The sequence below is a fragment of the Bradyrhizobium diversitatis genome (genome assembly GCF_016031635.1).
GTDB lineage: Bacteria > Pseudomonadota > Alphaproteobacteria > Rhizobiales > Xanthobacteraceae > Bradyrhizobium > Bradyrhizobium diversitatis.
On record NZ_JACEGD010000006.1, the window covers coordinates 191582 to 209880 of the forward strand.

Annotated in this window: 8 protein-coding genes; all 8 read left to right on the forward strand. The window is 63.2% G+C overall.

The annotated features are described in order from the left end of the window. Nucleotides 1-2 precede the first annotated feature (2 nt). The 8 genes from ureC (at nucleotide 3) to H1B27_RS07655 (ending at nucleotide 18298) form a co-directional block, all read left to right on the forward strand. On the forward strand, nucleotides 3-1709 hold the full coding sequence (gene ureC, locus H1B27_RS07620) for an urease subunit alpha (RefSeq protein WP_061882180.1): 1707 nt from the start codon (nucleotides 3-5) through the stop codon (nucleotides 1707-1709). Beyond that, nucleotides 1706-2356, forward strand: coding sequence for an urease accessory protein UreG (ureG, locus tag H1B27_RS07625; protein WP_197965642.1), 651 nt, complete (start codon nucleotides 1706-1708; stop codon nucleotides 2354-2356). Before ureC ends, ureG begins: the two co-directional genes overlap by 4 nt. After that, a complete protein-coding gene (locus tag H1B27_RS07630; protein WP_197965553.1) occupies nucleotides 2353-3282 on the forward strand; it encodes an urease accessory protein UreD in 930 nt (309 codons plus the stop codon). The genes ureG and H1B27_RS07630 overlap by 4 nt, the downstream gene beginning before the upstream one ends. A gap of 539 nt (nucleotides 3283-3821) precedes the next feature. Then, nucleotides 3822-6197 carry a TonB-dependent receptor gene (locus tag H1B27_RS07635; protein WP_197965554.1) on the forward strand — a complete coding sequence of 792 codons (2376 nt, stop codon included), beginning with the start codon at nucleotides 3822-3824 and terminating at the stop codon, nucleotides 6195-6197. A gap of 355 nt (nucleotides 6198-6552) precedes the next feature. Next, nucleotides 6553-6780, forward strand: coding sequence for an MbtH family protein (locus tag H1B27_RS07640; protein WP_061882183.1), 228 nt, complete (start codon nucleotides 6553-6555; stop codon nucleotides 6778-6780). Nucleotides 6781-6801: 21 nt separating this feature from the next. After that, the gene (locus H1B27_RS07645; RefSeq protein ID WP_197965555.1) at nucleotides 6802-7557 is read left to right on the forward strand and encodes a thioesterase II family protein; all 756 of its coding nucleotides are present in this window, start codon (nucleotides 6802-6804) and stop codon (nucleotides 7555-7557) included. Further along, on the forward strand, nucleotides 7526-8494 hold the full coding sequence (locus H1B27_RS07650; protein WP_197965556.1) for a TauD/TfdA family dioxygenase: 969 nt from the start codon (nucleotides 7526-7528) through the stop codon (nucleotides 8492-8494). Before H1B27_RS07645 ends, H1B27_RS07650 begins: the two co-directional genes overlap by 32 nt. Nucleotides 8495-8551: 57 nt before the next feature. Further along, nucleotides 8552-18298: a non-ribosomal peptide synthetase gene (locus H1B27_RS07655; protein ID WP_197965557.1), complete on the forward strand. Its 9747-nt coding sequence runs from the start codon at nucleotides 8552-8554 to the stop codon at nucleotides 18296-18298. Nucleotide 18299: the final 1 nt, after the last annotated feature.

Sequence of the window (18299 nt, forward strand, 5' to 3'; positions counted from 1 at the left end):
CCATGGCCACACTGTCACGCAGGGCCTACGGCGAACTCTACGGGCCCACCAAAGGCGACCTCGTGCGATTGGCCGATACCAGTCTGCTCGCCGAGATCGAGCACGACTACACCACCTACGGGCACGAACTGCTGGTTGGTGCGGGAAAGAACCTGCGCGATGGTGAAGGCGTCAACGCCTACAGGACTGCCTCGCACAAGGCTCTCGACGTTGTCATCAAGAACGCCACCATCGTCGACGCAGTCGCCGGCATCGTGAAGGCCGACATCGGCATCCGTGACGGGCGCATCGTTGGCATCGGCAAGGCCGGCAATCCCGACGTGATGCCTGACGTGCATCCCGACATGGTCGTGGGTCACACGACGGCGCCGATTGCTGGCGGTCCTTTCATCGTCACCGCCGGCGCCATTGAGTCGCACGCGCACCTGATCTCGCCCGAGCAATCCGACCATGCGCTTTCCGGCGGGACGACCACCCTGGTCGGGAACGGATCAGGACCGGTTTTTGACGTCGGCAGCGGGGCCGCTTCGACCTTCGCGCGCTTCCTGCAGGCGATCGAGTTCTCCCCGCTCAATTTTGCCTTGTTCGGACGTGCGGGGTCCAACCCCGAGGCGATCGAGGAAGCGGTTGCGGCCGGCGGCATGTCCGTGAAGATTCACGAGGATTTCGGCGCCGCCCCCGCGGTGATTGACCAGAGCCTCATTGCGGCAGATCGCAATGATTTCGCGGTTCACCTCCACACCGACTCGATCAACGAATACGGTTTTTGCGAGGATACGATGGCGGCCGTCGAGGGGCGCACCATCCATATGTATCACGTGGAGGGCGCCGGCGGCGGGCACGCCCCGGACCTGCTCAAGGTCGTGTCGTGGGACAACGTTATTCCCTCGTCGACCAATCCGACCAATCCTTACACGTCCTACGGCATGGAAGAGGGCGTGCCGATGACGATGATCTGTCATCAGCTCAATTACAATGCGCCCGAGGACGTGATGTTCGGCGAGGCGCGGGTGCGCGCCCAGTCGATGGCGGCGGAAGACTTTCTGCACGACATGGGGGCGATCTCGATATTCGGCACGGATACGCAAGGCATGGGGCGCCTCGCCGAGAACGTCGCGAAGTGCTGGCAGCTCGCGAGCGTCATGAAGGACCGGATCGGCCGCCTGCCCGAGGAAAGGACGGCACGTGCGGACAATGAGCGCATCAAGCGCTACATTGCCAAGCTGACCATCAATCCCGCCATTGCGGTGGGCATCGATCACCTCGTCGGCTCGATCGAGCCCGGCAAGATGGCCGATCTCGTTCTCTGGCCCCGCGCTTCCTTCGGCATCAAGCCCTATATGGTGATCAAGAACGGTTTTGTCGTCTGGGCAGCCATGGGCGACGGCAACGGTAGCCTCGGTCTGTCGGAACCGATGATCCAGAAGCGGATGTGGGGGGCGCTCGGTGCCGCACCGCAAAGGCTGGGCGTCAACTTCATGTCGAAGCTCGCCATGGATGCCGATGTGACCCGCAAGCTCGGCCTTGAGCGCGCCCCCGTCCAGATCAAGAATGTACGGAAGTTGCGGAAGGCAGACATGTTGCGCAATACCGCGACACCGCATGTCGAGGTCGACCCGCAAACGTTCGAGGTTCGGGCTGATGGGAAGCTTCTGATGTGCCCGCCAGCGACGAAGGTGCCGTTGGCAAGACGGTATATGCTCCGATGAGCCGGCTCTTGCTCAACAATGGATTGGCGCAGCCACGGATCGCGGCCGCACGGGTTGGAATCGGAGGACCGGTCGGTTCAGGCAAGACTGCATTGGTGGAGTGCTTGATTCCAGCACTCGTTGCGCGGGGCATCGATATCGCCGTCATCACCAACGATCTCGTCACGGCTGAAGACGCCGAGCGGATCAGGCGCTCCGGGCTGATCGATCCGGCACGGGTGTCGGCGGTCGAGGCGGGCGCGTGTCCGCACACCGTCATTCGCGAGGACCCCACACTCAACATTGAAGCCGCGGATGAGCTCGAACGCCGTTTCCCGGGAGTCGAGCTGATCCTGCTCGAAAGTGGTGGTGACAATCTCGCCTCGACGTTCTCGCGCGATCTGACGGACTTTTGGATGTTCGTGATCGATGTCGCCGGAGGCGACGATATTCCGCGCAAGCGCGGTCCGGGCGTCATTCGCGCCGATCTTCTCGTCATCAACAAGGTCGATCTGGCGCCTTACGTTGGCGTAGATTTGGAGCGCATGTATCGAGACGCATTGAACGTCCGAGGAGATCGCCCGGTACTGCTCACCAATTGTCGTCGCGGTGACGGTATCGAATCGATCGTCGATCTCCTCGAGCGCGAAGTGTTGTTCAAGACATGAACGATGCAGCGGCGAGCGACGCAGCGCGGCTCGACCTTAGCTTCGTTCGGCGTGCCAACCGTACTGTGATCGACCGACGGAACTTCGCTTGGCCATTCGTGCTGACGCGCAGCTTTCACGTCGATCCGGACCGGCCGGATCGCCTCAGTGTGATTGTGCAGACGGCAAGCGGCGCGATTCACGGAGAGGACAGCCTTGCACAACGTCTCGAGCTCGGCCCGGGGACGGCCGTTTGCCTGACCAATCAGGGCGCGACGTCGGTTCATCGCGCCGACCCCGCCGCGCGCGCTGTCGAGACGGTGGAGCTTGATGTCGCGAGCAAGGCCAGTCTCGAATACCTGCCGGAGCCTCGCATCCTGTTTCCCGAGGCGGCATTGTCGCAGACGATCGAGCTTGACTGCGCGCCCGACGCCTATGCGTTGATCGTCGATGCATTCACGATGCACGACCCCTGTGGCGGAGCGCGCCACTTCCGCGAGCTGGAGTCGACGTTCTGCCTGCGAAGATCGGGTGGCGAGCCGCTGCTGATGGAGCGGACGCGTCTATCTCGCCCAGACCGAAGCCTCTTTCATGGCTACGGGGCCTTCGGATCGGCATTCATTGTGCTGCCCCCTGCACATGATCTGGGAGAGCTGCAAGGGAAGTTGGCAGCAGCGCTAGAGCGAATCAAAGGGCTCTATGGCGCAGTGAGCGCGTCCCCGGCACAGGCTGGGCTCTCGATCCGTCTCGCCGCCCTGGACCTAAGATATATCCGTCAAGCGTTTGAGAAGATCAGACTAATCTACCGCGAAACGCTCTCGGAATGGATTGACGGAATTCGTTCTGAGAACTTGTCCATCACCGAGACAGATGCAGGTCACGATGCGAGGCTTGAAGAGCCGGCGTCAGTATCGCACCGGGGCGCGGCGAGCTGTGAGCGACGCTGAGAACAGCGACCGACGCGATGATGGAGCGAGCCCATCTGGAAGCAGAAGCCTTGATTCGGGATGTGGTTTCCGATCAGGGGTGAAAGTGGACATCGCCTATGGCGACGTGTTGCGATCATTGCGCAAATGATGTCCGTACCGCTTGCCCATCTTGGAAGCGCACAAGAGTTGGAAGGAGGTGCGACATCCTGCGCATGGCCCTCCACTGCGCGGGTCTGAGGACTTCGAGTGTCTTGATGCGCGATCCAAGGCGGCAAAGGTCTTTCTGGGAACGGGCGATACGCAACCTGCTCGGAACGGTCGGAAATCCGAGACGGAGCAACGGAGTCTCGCCGAGATGCTGCATGCGGACCAAGATTAGAACGGTTTGAAAATAGAAACATTCAAAGATTGAGCGGCGTCATTCGAGGTCGGCAACGATCGTCCAATCGCGACGGCTTGTCGTGCAACCTTAGATAACTTCTAGTTCTCCATCCCTTCTCGGAGCACCCGCGTATGTTAGGAAGCGCGGGGACCTGTAGTGGAATTGGGGTGCAGGAATGACGCGTGAACTCTCGGCCAGGAAAATTGTGCGTACGCTCTCGCTTGGAGCGGTGAGCTATCTCGCGCTGTCGCTGGAATCGTCGGGTGACCTTCAGCAAGCGTTTGCGCAAACGAACCTGCCGCCGGTGACCGTCGATGCACCCAAGCCGAGAGCACGACAGTCGGTTCAAAGATCCCAGTCGACGCGTGCATCGCGGGGACAGAGATCCGTCGCCGCGGCGGCTCCGCGCCAGGCCGCGCCCGTTCCCTATGTCGTACCGTCGACCGGCACGATCGGCACCGTCCCGCCGGCCTATGCAGGCGGCCAGGTCGCGACCGGCGGCAGTCTCGGTCTTCTCGGCAATCGCGGTGTGATGAACACGCCGTTCAATCAGACAAGCTATACGGCGGAGTTGATACAGAACCAGCAGGCACGTACGATCCGTGACGTTCTCGCCAACGATCCCTCCGTCAGGGTCATTCAAGCGGCGGGCGGTGGTGCGGATAGTCTCTTCATTCGCGGCTTCTACTATGACAGCGGCGACTATGGGCTGAATGGTCTGTACGGAATTGCTCCATATTATTCCACGGGAGCTAATTTCGTTGAGCGCGTCGAGGTGCTGAAGGGGCCGAGCGCGCTGCTCAACGGCATGACGGCCGGCGGCACCGGTGTCGCGAGCGGCGGTGCGGTCGGCGGCAGCGTCAATCTGATTACCAAGCATGCGCCCGACGTCGACATTACGCAGCTCACGGCAACCTACGTTTCAAGATCGCAGTTTGGTGAAAACATCGATGTCAGCCGTCGCTACGGTGAACACAAGGAGTGGGGTGTTCGGCTCAACAGCACCTACTCGAACGGCAACACGCCCTGGAATCGTCAAACCGACGAGTTCGGCAACGTGGTTCTGGGCGTAGATTATCGGGGGGAGCGTGTGCGCGCGGCAGTCGATGTCGGCTACCAAGCCGACAATCTGAATCCGCCGCTGCGCTTCTTCAATGTCCCGACCACGACGACGTCCATTCCTTCACCACCGAAGGCCGGGCTGAACTTCCAGGTCCCGTGGGCCTACTATGCCCCGACCGACTTTTTCACGACCGCCAGAGGCGAAGTGGATGTCACCGATTGGTTAACCGCGTATGGGGCGTTCGGCTATCACGACAGCAACATCAACTACGCCTATCCATCGCCCAACATCTCCAACGCCGCGGCGGGTGCCTTGACGTCTCCGCCTGGCGTCTCCCAGTTGGGAGGTTTGTGGTCGCGGCCCTTTAGTGGCAAGGAAACGTTCGAGACGCTCGCGGGTGAGGCTGGTGTTCGGGCCACGGTGAATACGGGTCCCGTTAACCATGCAGTGAATGTCAACTACTCAATCAACGATCGGACATACAATCAGAAAATCTTGACGCGCTCGAACAATGCTCTTGCGGATCTGATTTTCTGGAACCTGTATACTGAGCCGACAAACATAGCGAAACCCAACTTCTCGGCGGTTTCTGCCAACCAGACGACGGGTGTTTCCCTGTCAAGCGTTGGCGTGTCCGACACGATGTCGATCCTCGACAAGCGCGTTCAGCTTACGCTTGGCGTTCGCCGTCAGACGGCTGGAACCGAAGTGACGAACTTCCTAACACCAGCATCGAGCCGGCCGGAACAAGACACCTCCGTCTGGAGTCCCGCATACGCCGTTCTCGTCAAGCCGGTGGAAAACGTCGCGCTCTATGCGAACTACATCGAAGGCCTGCAGACCCCCGTTGTGGTTAGCGGCGCCTTTACAAACGTTGGAACCGTGTTTCCGCCGGCGCAGACGAAGCAGGCTGAGGTGGGCATGAAGATCGACGCAGGTCGATTCACGACGACGTTGAGCGTATTCGACATCAGTCAACCGAGCATCATTTCGGTGGGGGCGGGCGTTACCGCGACCCAGCAACTCAACGGAAGGCAGCGCAATCGGGGTGCGGAGCTCAACGTGTTCGGCGAGATCACTCCCGACATCCGTGTTCTCGGCGGCGTCGCCCTGATTGATGGTGTGCAGGAGAAAACGCAGGGCGGAATCAACGACGGAAAGAGTGCGGTCGGCGTGCCCGTGGTCAACGTCAATATGGGCGCGGAATGGGATACACCGTTCGTGCGGGGTCTTACGCTCACGGGCAGGGTAATCTATACGGGCTCGCAATACGTCAACGTCACGAATACGCTGACGTTGCCCGAATGGACGCGTGTCGACATCGGGGCGCGCTACACCTTTACGTCCCCCTGGAACGGAAAGCCGATCGTCGTGCGCGCCAATATCGAGAACGTCGGGAACAAGGCCTACTGGGCCTCGGCATATAGCGGGGTTATCACGCTTGGTGCGCCTCGGACCTATCTGGTGTCTACCACGTTCAATTTCTGAATTGCTGTCTTGGAGTCGGAATTCATGCCGCCGCGGACGATCCGCGGCGGCATTGTTTCGACACGACCAGCGCAATTGATGACAATGCGATGAAGGATCGCCCGCGACAGAACGCGCGATCATGCCGCATCCGAAAAGTTCCTGCTTGTCCAGTTAGAATTGCAGCAAACTGCGACGTGTCCTGAAATCTCGATATTTTCCCGCGCGTTGGCGCGCAAGCGCGGAGGTTGCATTGTGTCCGTCCGTCGCCAGTTTTGAGGTCTTAAAAAAAGTCGCGTCGATATTGTTTTGACCATCGTCTGCTTCTGACCTAGTCAAACGTCTCTACTTTCGCTTGCTGAAAAGGGATCGCGCCATGATGGTGTTCGACAGAGACGACGTCACCTTCACCGTCGTCATCAATCACGAAGAGCAATACTCCATCTGGCCGACGTTCAAGACGATTCCGGCGGGCTGGAAAGCGGTGGGGAAGACCGGCAGCAAAAAGGAATGCCTCGACCACATTGAGCAGGTGTGGACCGACATGCGCCCGCTCAGCCTGCGCAAGTTCATGGACGACGCAACGCCTCAACGGTCGGCGTAGTCGGCGGAGCCTGGTCTTCCGATGCGGCTTCTTTGTCTGCCTTATTCCGGCGGCAGCGCCATGTTCTACGCGCGGTGGCGCAGGCTGCTGCCATCGTGGATCGACGTGAGGCCGGTGGAGTGGCCCGGGCGCGGCGCGCGCATGGATGAACCTTTGGCTACCGATCCGCATGTATTGGCCGCGAAGCTCGCTAGCGAGCTCGGCGGCCAGCTCGACGGGCCTTACGCGTTGTTCGGGCACAGCCTCGGTGCCGTGATCGCATTCGAGCTCGCGCACGGCCTGCTCGATCGCGGCGCGGCGGCGCCGGCCGTTCTCTTCGCCTCGGGTGCGGAAGCGCCTGCGGTTCGGGACGGCAGCAGGTGGCGCGAGCCGCTGAGCGACGATGCGCTGATGAAGGAGCTGCGCAATCTGCAGGGCACGCCCGATGAGGCGCTGTCGAACGCAGAGCTGATGCGATCTGCGTTGCCGGTGCTCCGCGCCGATTTCCTGATGTGCGGGGCCTATGTCTATCGACCGCGTCGTGCCTTGCCGTGCCCCGTGCACGTCTTTGCCGGAGCGGACGACGAGACCGACCGCGAAGCGCTCGAGACCTGGCGGCGGGAGACCTCCGCGTCATTCACGCTCGATGTGCTGCCCGGCCATCACTTCTTCATTCACACGCAGCAGGCCGAGCTGATCGAGCGGATCGGTGCGGCGCTGGCCCGGCGATCGGGGCGATCGATTGATCTGCATCGGAGCGAGGATCATGAGCACGTTCTCCGTCCAGCCACTCATTGAGGGCAGAACGCTTCCTCTGCTGCTCAAGGCCGGTGAGGCCGGGCAGCCGCTCGGCAAAGCACTTCCCATGCTGCGCGAGACGATCGACATGCACCTGATCGAAACTGGCGGCATTGTGTTCCGCGATTTCTCACTCGATGGCCCCGATGCGTTTCGGGCGTTCGCGGCCGATTTTGGTCACCCGCTGCTCACATACGAGTTCGGATCGACGCCGCGTTCGCAGGTGACCTCCGGGGTCTACACCTCCACGGAATACCCGCCGCACCAGCATATTCCGCTGCACAACGAGCAGGCCTATACCCGCGATTGGCCGATGAAGATCTGGTTCTATTGCATGCAGCCGGCGCTGGAGGGCGGGGAGACGCCGATCGCCGACAGCCGAGCCATCTATCGAGACATGCCGCCAGCCATTCGCGAACGGTTTGCCGACAAGGGCGTGATGTATGTGCGGAACTACGGCAACGGCCTCGATGTCGATTGGCAACAGGTGTTCGGCACGGACTCCAGATCGGAGGTGGAGGCTTACTGCGCTCGCCACGACATAGAATGCGAATGGAAGGAGGATGGCGAGCTCCGTACGCGCCAGATCTGTCAGGGGACGGCGCAGCATCCCGTTACGGGTGAGTGGGTCTGGTTCAATCAGGCACATTTGTTCCACGTCTCCAATCTCGAGCCTGAGGTCCGCGAGAGTCTGCTCGATGTGGTCGATGACGAAGCCGATTTGCCACGCAACGTCTTCTACGGCGATGGTTCGGCCATCGACGATGAGACGCTGTCATCGGTCCGGGCCGTTCTCGAGAAGCACAAGATCAGCTTTCCCTGGCAAGCCGGCGACGTCGTGATGCTTGACAACATGCTCACCGCGCATGCGCGCGCGCCATTCAAGGGACCACGCAAGGTGATTGTCGCCATGGCCGAGGCCCATCGGCAGGTGTGATCGGCGGCAATCGTCGGTGGTGATTTCCGGCTCGCGGCCGGACAGGGATTCGAGAACATGGACAGAGCCAACCTCGTCGAACGCTTGCGGGAGCACGCCACCCTGCGACCGGAGAAGGTGGCGTTGCGGTTCCTGGAAGGCGACGACGTCGCCGATGAGCTGACGTTTGCCGCGCTCGATGGTCGGATCAGGGCGCTTGCGGCGTGGTTGCAGCAGATGGGTGGTGCAGGCGAGCGGGCGGTCATCCTGCTTCCGAGCGGGATCAACTATGCCGTGGCGTTCTATGCCTGCCTGTATGCGGGCGTGATCGCCGTTCCGGCCTATCCGCCGGAGGGTGGCCCGCAGCGCTATGCAGGACGTCTCGATGGCATCCTGCGGGATGCGGCGCCGCGCTTCATATTGGGCGAGACGGCCGTGCGTGATCTCATCGAAGCAACGCTGCCCGCATTGGGCGACGTGCACATCGTCAGGGTGGATACCATCCCCTCCGAACTCGCAGCGGACTGGCGCGAGACAAGGCCCGCGGCCGATGCGATCGCGTTCCTCCAGTATACGTCGGGGTCGACCTCACGGCCAAAGGGGGTTTGTGTCTCCCATGGCAATCTGGTTGCCAACGAGCGAGCCATTGAAGCGGTTGCCGGTGGCGCGCCGGGCGACGTTTTTGTGAGCTGGCTGCCCCTTTATCACGATATGGGATTGATCGGCGGGCTCCTGAACCCACTGTTCACCGGGTTTACCGGCGTCCTGATGTCACCGCGGAACTTCCTGGAGCGGCCGCGCCGTTGGCTCGAGGCGATCGATCGTCACGGCGGCACGTTGAGTGGCGGTCCCGACTTCGCGTACTCGCTCTGCGCCGACCGCATCTCGGATGAGACCATCAGTCGGCTGGACCTAAGCCGGTGGAGATTCGCGTTCTCGGGGTCGGAGTTTGTCCGCCGGACCACCCTCGAGAAGTTCGGTGACCGGTTCGCGCGGGCTGGCTTCAATCGACGGGCGTTGACCGCTTGCTATGGCCTCGCCGAAGCGACGCTGTTGGTCACGGCCGGCGACATCACCGCTGACACCATTAGCTATACGCTCGACACCGCGGAACTCGCCGCAGGTCGTATCGCAAGCGCCAGCACAGGCACCGATCTCGTAGCGTGCGGTAGAACCGCCGCAGGCCACGACACGCGCATCATGCGTGTCGACGGATCGGCCGTCGCCGACGCGAACGAGGTGGGTGAGATCTGGGTCGCGGGTCCCAGCGTCGCGCTCGGTTACTGGAACAATCCCGAGGCCACGCACCAGGCCTTCGTCGAGCGGGATGACGCGCGCTGGCTGCGGACCGGCGACATCGGCTTCATGCGCGATGGCGCGCTGGTCGTCGCCGGGCGCCTCAAGGATCTGCTGATCGTCCGCGGACAGAACGTCTATCCGACGGACGTCGAGCAGGCGATCGAAGCCGACGTCGAGACTGTCCGCAGCGGGCGGGTTGCCGTCTTTCCGGTCGAAATGGACGGGCGTGAAGCCATCGGCGTGGCGGCGGAGTTCAGCCGCGCCGTGCTCAGGCTCAGCGATCCGGAAGCGCTCGCACATGCGATCGGCGAGGTGGTCCTCCGGCAGGCGCAGGAATATCCGGCCGTGATCGCTCTGCTGAATCCGCAAGCGATGCCGCTGACCACGAGCGGCAAGCTGCAACGCTCGGCCTGCGCCGCACGCCTCGCCGACAATACCCTCGACAGCTTCATGGTGTTCGAGAGGGGGCGTCGCCGCGGCGGCGCATCCCTGACGAAGCCCACGACTGATACCGAACGCGCCGTCGCCTCGATCTGGTGCGATGCGCTTGGCGTCGCGGCAGTGCATCGCGAGGACGATTTCTTCGTGCTCGGCGGAAATTCGATCGCAGCCGGCCAGGCTGCCGCGGCGATCCGCGACCGCCTAAGCGTGGAGGTCGAGCTGCGCACCTTCTTCGACGCGCCGACGCTCGCGGCCTTCGCCGGCCGGATCGATGCCTTGGTGGGTGCTGGTGCCGGCCGGACGCTGCCGCCGATCCCGTGGGCCGCCGCGGCCGATCGTGCGATGCTGTCGCACGCGCAGGAGCGGCTCTGGTTCCTCTGGAACATGGACCCGGCCGGGACCGCCTACACCGTCGCAAGTACAATCCGTCTGAAGGGGCGGCTCGATCATGCCGTCCTGTCGCGCGCACTCGGCGAGATCGTCCGCCGTCACGAGATATTGCGCACCACGTTCAGAGCCAGCGACGGCCGCGGAACGCAGCTCATCCACGATGTCATGAGCATCGGCATTCGGGACGAGGATCTTCGTTCCCATTCTGTGGGGGAACGCGCCGAGCGCGCGGAGAACCTCAAGCGATCGGAGCTCGCCAAGCCGTTCGATCTCGTGAACGGTCCGCTGTTGCGCGCGGTGTTGCTTCGGCTCGCGGACGATGCGCACGAGCTGCTGCTGCTCGCCCATCATATCATCGTCGATGGCAGGTCGCTCGACGTGCTGCTCGACGAACTGGCCGCGCTCTATCGCAGCGGTATCGGTCAGGGCGGAGGCGCGCCGTCGATTCCGGCAATTCAATACGCCGACTTTGCGGCTTGGCAGCGAAACTGGCTCTCGGCAGGCGAGGGCGAGCGGCAGCTCGCGTATTGGCGCGCGAAGCTCGGCGATGTTCATCCCGTCCTGGCGTTACCGCATGATCGGCCGCGCCCGGCCGTCCAGAGCCATGCCGGCGAGACGATCGGTCTTATCATCGACGACGCGCTTGCATCCCGCCTCCGGGGGATCGCTGTCAAGCAGCGCGTCAGCGTCTTCATGCTACTGCTCGGCGCATATCAGGTACTGCTCCATCGCTACACTGGACAGAGTGATCTGCGCGTCGGTGTGCCGATCGCAGGACGCCGGCACAGGCAGCTCGATGGCTTGATCGGATGTTTCGTCAATACGCTGGTGCTGCGGGCTGAGATTGCGGGCGACGCGAGCTTCCCGAGCCTGCTGCAGCAGGTCAGGGAATCGGTGGTCGAGGCACTGTCGCGCCAGGACCTTCCTTTCGAAATGCTCGTTGAAGCGCTCAGGCCGGAACGCAGCGGGAGCCACAATCCGCTGTTCCAGGCAAAGTTCAACTACATGACTGCGCCGGGCGGGTTTGCCGGCATCGAAGGGCTCACTGCCGAAATCGACATCGCCGATCTCGCGGGTTCGCATTTCGATCTCGCGCTCGACGTCATCGATAGCGCCGGCGGCATGAAGGTGATGTTCAACTACGCCACCGATCTGTTCGATCGTCCGACCATCGGGCGGCTGGCGGCGCAGTTCGGTTCGAACCTACGCCAGATTGCCGACAATGCCGGGCGGCGGATATCGGACTTTGCCATTGACGATGGGCACCGGCAGGCCGTTCCAAGTGAGACCGCCGCATTCGGCTTCACCGATGTCATCAGCCTTCACCGGGCGGCGACCGCAGATCGATCGACCGCCACGGCCATCCAATGCGGCCGGGAGCGATTGAGCTTTGCGGAACTCGAGCGCAGGTCGAACCGTATCGCGCGGGTGCTCAGCGCCAGGGGCTTGGCGCGGGAGACGCCGGTCGCGCTGTGGATCGAGCGCTCGCCGGCTTTTGTCGTCGCCTTGCTCGGTGTGCTCAAGGCCGGCGGCGCTTACGTCCCGTTGGACCCGAAATGGCCGATGGAGCGCGTCCGCCGCATCCTGGCGGACGGCGGCATCGAGATCGTGCTGACGGCGGGTGGAAAGCTCGGGGATGCGAGTGGGCTCGATTGCCTCGTGCTCGATGCAGAAGCCGAAGCCGCGCGCGGGGAGGTCCCGAGCCTGCCGGTCGACACGACCATTCATCCGGAGCAGACCGCCTACGTCATCTATACATCGGGATCGACCGGCGCCCCGAAGGGCGTCAGCGTCTCGCATGGCGCCTTGGCCAATTACGTTCAGGCCCTGCTGCTACGCCTGAAGCCGCGTCCGTCAGCGAACATGGCGATGGTGTCGACGGTGGCGGCCGATCTCGGCCATACCGTCCTGTTCGGCGCGCTGGCGTCCGGCGGGACGCTGCATCTGCTGTCTCCAGACGCCGTGATCGACGCCGATGCGTTCGCACAAGCGATGCGCGAAGGCGAGGTCGACATTCTCAAGATCGTGCCGAGCCATCTGCGAGGGCTGTTGAAGGCCTCGCGGTCGGCCGATCTTCTGCCCCGCGAGGCGCTCATTCTGGGCGGAGAGTCTTGCGACCGGGCGCTGCTGGACGAAGTCCGTCGCTTGCGTCCGGAATGCCGGATTCTCAATCACTACGGGCCTACGGAAACGACCGTCGGTGCGATAACGCATGAATGCGCGGCCGAGCGCGAGAGCAACGCGGTTCCGATCGGTCTGCCTCTTGCCAATCTGAGCGCCCATGTCCTGGATGACGCGCTGAACGAAGTACCGATCGGCGTTACCGGCGAACTCTATATCGGCGGCGCCGGCTTGGCGCGCGGCTATCGCGGCGCGGCCGGACTGACTGCGGAACGTGTCGTCCCGGATCCGTTCGGGGCAGCAGGCGAGCGCCTCTATCGAACCGGGGACCGTGTCCGCTGCGATGGCGCGGGCCGGCTGATATTCCTGGGCCGCACCGATGATCAGATCAAGTTGCGTGGCTATCGTATCGAGCTCGGAGAGATCGGGCGCGTCATCAGGACACTGCCGGGTATCGATGATGCGGTGGTGCTCCCGCGCGCGATCGGAGCGAATGCCGATCGCCAGGAGCTGGTTGCCTATTGTATACCATCGCGCGATGCCAGTCCGCAGGCCGATACGATCAAGCAACGGCTTCTTGCGATCGTGCCGGACTATATGGTGCCGTCACACGTCGTCATGCTGGCGCGATTGCCGCTGACGCCCAATGGAAAGGTCGATCGTCGCGCCTTGCCCGAACCGGCGGAAGACGGGGTGTACGCCGGCCATGCCGCACCCGCGGGAGATATTGAAGTCGCGATCGCGGAGGTATGGTGCGAGGTGCTAGGTCGTGAGCGTGTGGGCCGCAATGACAATTTCTTCGAGCTCGGTGGCGATTCCATCCTCAGCCTGCAGATCATCGCCCGCCTGCGCAAGCGCGGCATCCGGCTGACGCCGAAGCAGATCTTCAGCCAGCAGACGGTTGCCGGATTGGCGACCGTCGCCGTCATATCGACCGGGACGAGCGCGAAGAAAGAGAAGCCGGATGCGAAGACGTCTGCCGGCGGCAATGCCGATCCCGGTATGCGTCATCTGATGCCGATCCAGATGCGTTTCTTCGACGAGGATATCGGCAACCGGGATCACTGGAATCAGGCGGTTCTGCTGCTGCCACACATGCAGATCGATTGGGACGTGCTGCGGCGTGCGCTCACTGCCATCGTAGAGCATCACGATGCGTTGCGTCTGCGGTTCAGGCAGGTGGATGGCGTCTGGCGGGGGGAGCAGGGGCCGCCGCCGGCGTCCACCGAACTATTGTGGATTCACCCGCACGTCGGCGGCCCGACGGAGATCGCCGGGCTCGCCCGCGCCGCGCAGGAGAGCCTCTCACTGTCTTCGGGATCGCTGCTGCGCGCGGTCGGCATGAACCTCGCGGACGGCAGTCAACGACTGCTGCTTGCGATTCATCATCTCGTCGTCGACGGCGTGTCCTGGCGCATCCTGCTCGAAGACCTCGCGTCGGCCTATGACCAGCTGCAGCATGGCGGTCCCGTCACGCTGCCCCCGAAGAGCGAGTCTTACGGCTCGTGGAGCGAGCGGCTGCGTGCCTATGCGGCGACCGCGGAGCTCGCGGCCGAACTGCCCTATTGGCTTGATTGCGGTGCCGGTGCGCACTTGCCATGTGACGACGACCATGGCGGCATCGATCGCGTCGGTGACGGCGACGAAGTGTCATTGGTGTTCGATGCCGAGTTGACGGCGCGGCTGCTCGAACAGGCGCCCGCCGCCTATCGGACCCAGGTCAACGACCTGTTGCTGGCCGGTCTCGCGCGAGCGGTGTCGCGCTGGAGCCAGCACGACGAGGTGGTGGTAGAGCTCGAGGGCCACGGCCGCGAGGATATTTTTCCTGGCGCGGATATATCCCGTACCGTCGGCTGGTTTACGACGGCATTTCCGGTGCGGCTGAGAGATGCCGGCCTCGACGAGGCGTCACTGATCAAGGAGGTGAAGGAGAGGCTGCGCGCGATTCCAAATCGCGGGCTCGGTCATGGCGTGCTGCGATATCTCGGTTCCGAGCAGCAACGTCATGCCCTCGCGCAACTGGCGGAGCCGCAGATCGTCTTCAATTACCTGGGCCGGTTTGACGCGAGCGTTGGCGCCGCACATCGCTTCTCCTTTGCACCCGAGAGCGCGGGTCCTTCGCGCAGCACCGCGGCGCCCATGCGCGGATGGCTGAACATCAATGCCCTCGTGCGCGAGGGCCGGCTTGAAGTGTCTTTCAGCTACGGACGCAAGCGCTACCGGCACGACAGGATCGAGCGACTGGCGGCGCATTATCAAGATGCGTTGCGCGAACTGATCGCGCACTGCTGCAACGGAGCGGTCGGCCTCACGCCATCGGACGTTCCATTGTCCGGACTCGCACAGGCCGACCTCGATCGGCTAGCCACGACCTTGAACCTTCGCGATGTCGAGGACATCTATCCGCTCTCGCCGATGCAGCAGGGCATGTTGTTCCATACGCTGCGTGACGATGCCAACGACTCCTATGTGAACCAGCTCGGCATCGAGCTGTTCGGTGTCGATGCCGGCAAGCTGCGGGCTGCGTGGCAGGCGATCAGCGACCGGCATGCCGCCTTGCGGACCGGGTTTGTCTGGCAGAACCTGTCAGGCGCGTCGCAACAGGTGGTGCATCGCCATGTGACCGTACCGTTCGTCGAGGAGGACTGGCGCGACAGCCCACCTGGGGAGCTGGATGCAGCGCTCGCCGAGATATCCCGACACGACCGGGAGAAGGGCTTTGACATTCTGCAGCCGCCGCTCCAGCGCATTCGCCTGATACGGCTCGACGAGAACCGTCACTGGCTGATCTGGACCCATCATCACATCTTCGTCGACGGTTGGAGCTCGGCCCGGCTGGTTGCGGAGGTGTTGCAGCAGGCGAGCGGTGAACCGCTGCCGGCCGTGCAGGGCAGCTATCGTGACTACATTGCATGGCAAAGGAGCCGCGATCACGAAAGCTCCGAGAGATTCTGGCGCGAGGTGCTGGCGGGGCTCGGAACGCCGACGCTGCTCGCGAGTACGCTGGTGGCCACCAAGACCTCCCGCGCCGAAGGCCACGCCAGCATCGGCCTTGCCGTGGATGCGGCGCTGACCGAACGGCTGAAGTCGTTCGCGAAACACGAACGGGTGACGCTCAATACGCTCATACAGGGCGCGTGGGCACAGTTGCTGCGCAGACATTCGGGGCAGTCCGCCGTCTGCTTCGGTGTGACCATCTCGGGTCGTCCGGCCGAATTGCCCGGCTCGGAGGAGATGGTGGGCCTCTTCATCAACACGCTGCCCATCGTCGACGCGCCGAACCCAGAGGCGATCGTCGGCGATTGGCTGCGCACCTTGCAGGAACAGAACCTGGCGCTGCGCGAGCACGGCTGGACGCCGCTCTACGAGGTTCAGCGTCTCGCCGGCCATGCCGGCCAGCCGCTGTTCGACAGCATTCTGGTGTTTGAGAATTATCCGATCGACCAGGGACTGCTGCGGGGCGGCGAGGGCGGCCCTCGGATTGGTCGTGTGGCGCATGTGACGCCGACGAACTATGCGCTGGCGGTGGCGGTGTTTGCCGTAGGCGACAGGCTGAATATCGAGTTCAATTATGACGCGCGGCAATTCGACGAGGCGGATATCCTGCGTCTTCGCGACATTCTGCAAGATCTGCTGGTGCGGATCGTGGCGAACGCGGAGCGCGTGCTCGGTGACCTCCGATCGGCGTCTGATGAAGACGCTCGACGAATTCTCGATTGGAGCGGCGCAGCGCAGCTGACCTCGGTACCTTCCTGTGCCGACGTCGTGACGCATATCGAAGTGCAGGCCGCGCAAGCGCCGTCCGCGGTGGCCATCGTCTGGGGCGACCAGCGCATCGCCTATGGCGAGCTGAACGGGCGTGCCAACGCGCTTGCGCGGCGGCTTCGCCTCTGGAACGTCGGTCCGGATCGGCTGGTCGGCATTGCGCTGACCCGAAGCCCGGACATGATTGTTGCGCTGCTCGCGATTCTGAAGGCCGGCGGCGCTTACTTGCCGCTCGATCCGGATTATCCGTCCGACCGGCTTGCCTACATGTTGCGTGACAGCGGCACGACGTTGGTTCTGACGCAAGGCATGCTGCTAGAGCCCCTCGCGCCGGTGCTGCGCGAAGCCGGAGTCGAAGCGCTCTGCATTGATGAGCCATTGCCATCCATTGACAGCGACAGCGGCAATCTCGACATCGAAGTCCATCCCGAGAGCCTGGCCTATGTCATCTACACCTCGGGATCGACCGGAATGCCGAAAGGGGTAGCTGTCGCGCGCGGACCGCTTGCGATGCATTGCGAAGCAATCGGCCGGCTGTACCGGATGACCTCCCGCGACCGCGAGTTCCAGACGGCGTCGATCAGTTTCGATATCGCCCATGAGCGCTGGCTGGTGCCGCTGATGACGGGTGGGTCGCTGGTCCTGCCCTCGAAGCCCGGCCTCTTGGTCGACGACCTCGTCGGCGAGCTCGCGCGCCATGCGGTGACCTCGATCTTTCTTCCGCCGGCCTATGCGGATCAATTGAGCGCGGCGTTGCGGCAGGAGGGGCGAAAGCTCGCGATCAGGGCCTGTATCGTTGGCGGCGAGGCCTGGTCGGATATCGGGATCAAGGCCTTGCGTGGTGCTGCCGATGTCGACCTTCTGGTCAACGCCTATGGTCCGACCGAGACAGTGATCGCCCCGACCGCATGGATCGTCGACGACACGACGTTGAAGCCTGGTCAGCCCGCACCGATCGGACGGCCAGTCGGCGTGAGATCGGCGCACATCCTCGATTCCGATCTCAACATCGTTCCCGTTGGCGTAGCCGGCGAGCTGTTCATCGGCGGGGCGGGCCTGGCTCGTGGCTATCTGAACCGGGGTGCATTGACCGCAGAGCGGTTCGTCCCCGATCCGTTCGGGGGTAGCGGCATGCGCCTCTATCGCACCGGCGATCTCGCGCGCTGGCGCGACGATGGCGTGATCGAATATGTCGGCCGTGCCGACCAGCAGGTGAAGATCCGCGGCTTCCGCATCGAGCTCGGGGAAATCGAGGCGCGCCTGCTCGAGCAGCGCGGCGTGCGTGCGGCGGCCGTGGTGGCCGGCGAGGGCAGGACCGGACGCCAGTTGTTTGCCTATGCCAGCGGTGACCCCACGCTCGATGGTCGCGATTTACGTGATGCATTGTCCGCCATTCTGCCGGATTACATGGTGCCGTCGACGGTCACGGTGCTGGAGCAACTGCCGCTCACCCCGAATGGGAAGATCGATCGACGGGCGCTGCCCGCGGCGGGCGAGGATGCACTGACGCGCCACTCTTATGAAGAGCCCGAGGATGAGATCGAGCTCGCACTGGCCAGGATCTGGGCGGAGTTGCTCGATGTCGACCGGATCGGACGTAACGATCACTTCTTCGAGCTTGGCGGGCATTCCTTGCTCGCAGTGCGGGTGCTCAGCCGCGTCTCGCAGGAGATCGGCATATCGATCGCGGTCTCGGATCTATTCGCTCATCCCGATCTGGCATCGTTTGCGCGGGTCGTGTCGATCAGGCTGATCGAACAGGAATTCGACGCCGAAGAGCTCCGGGAATTGGTTGGGGCGGAGCGGTGAG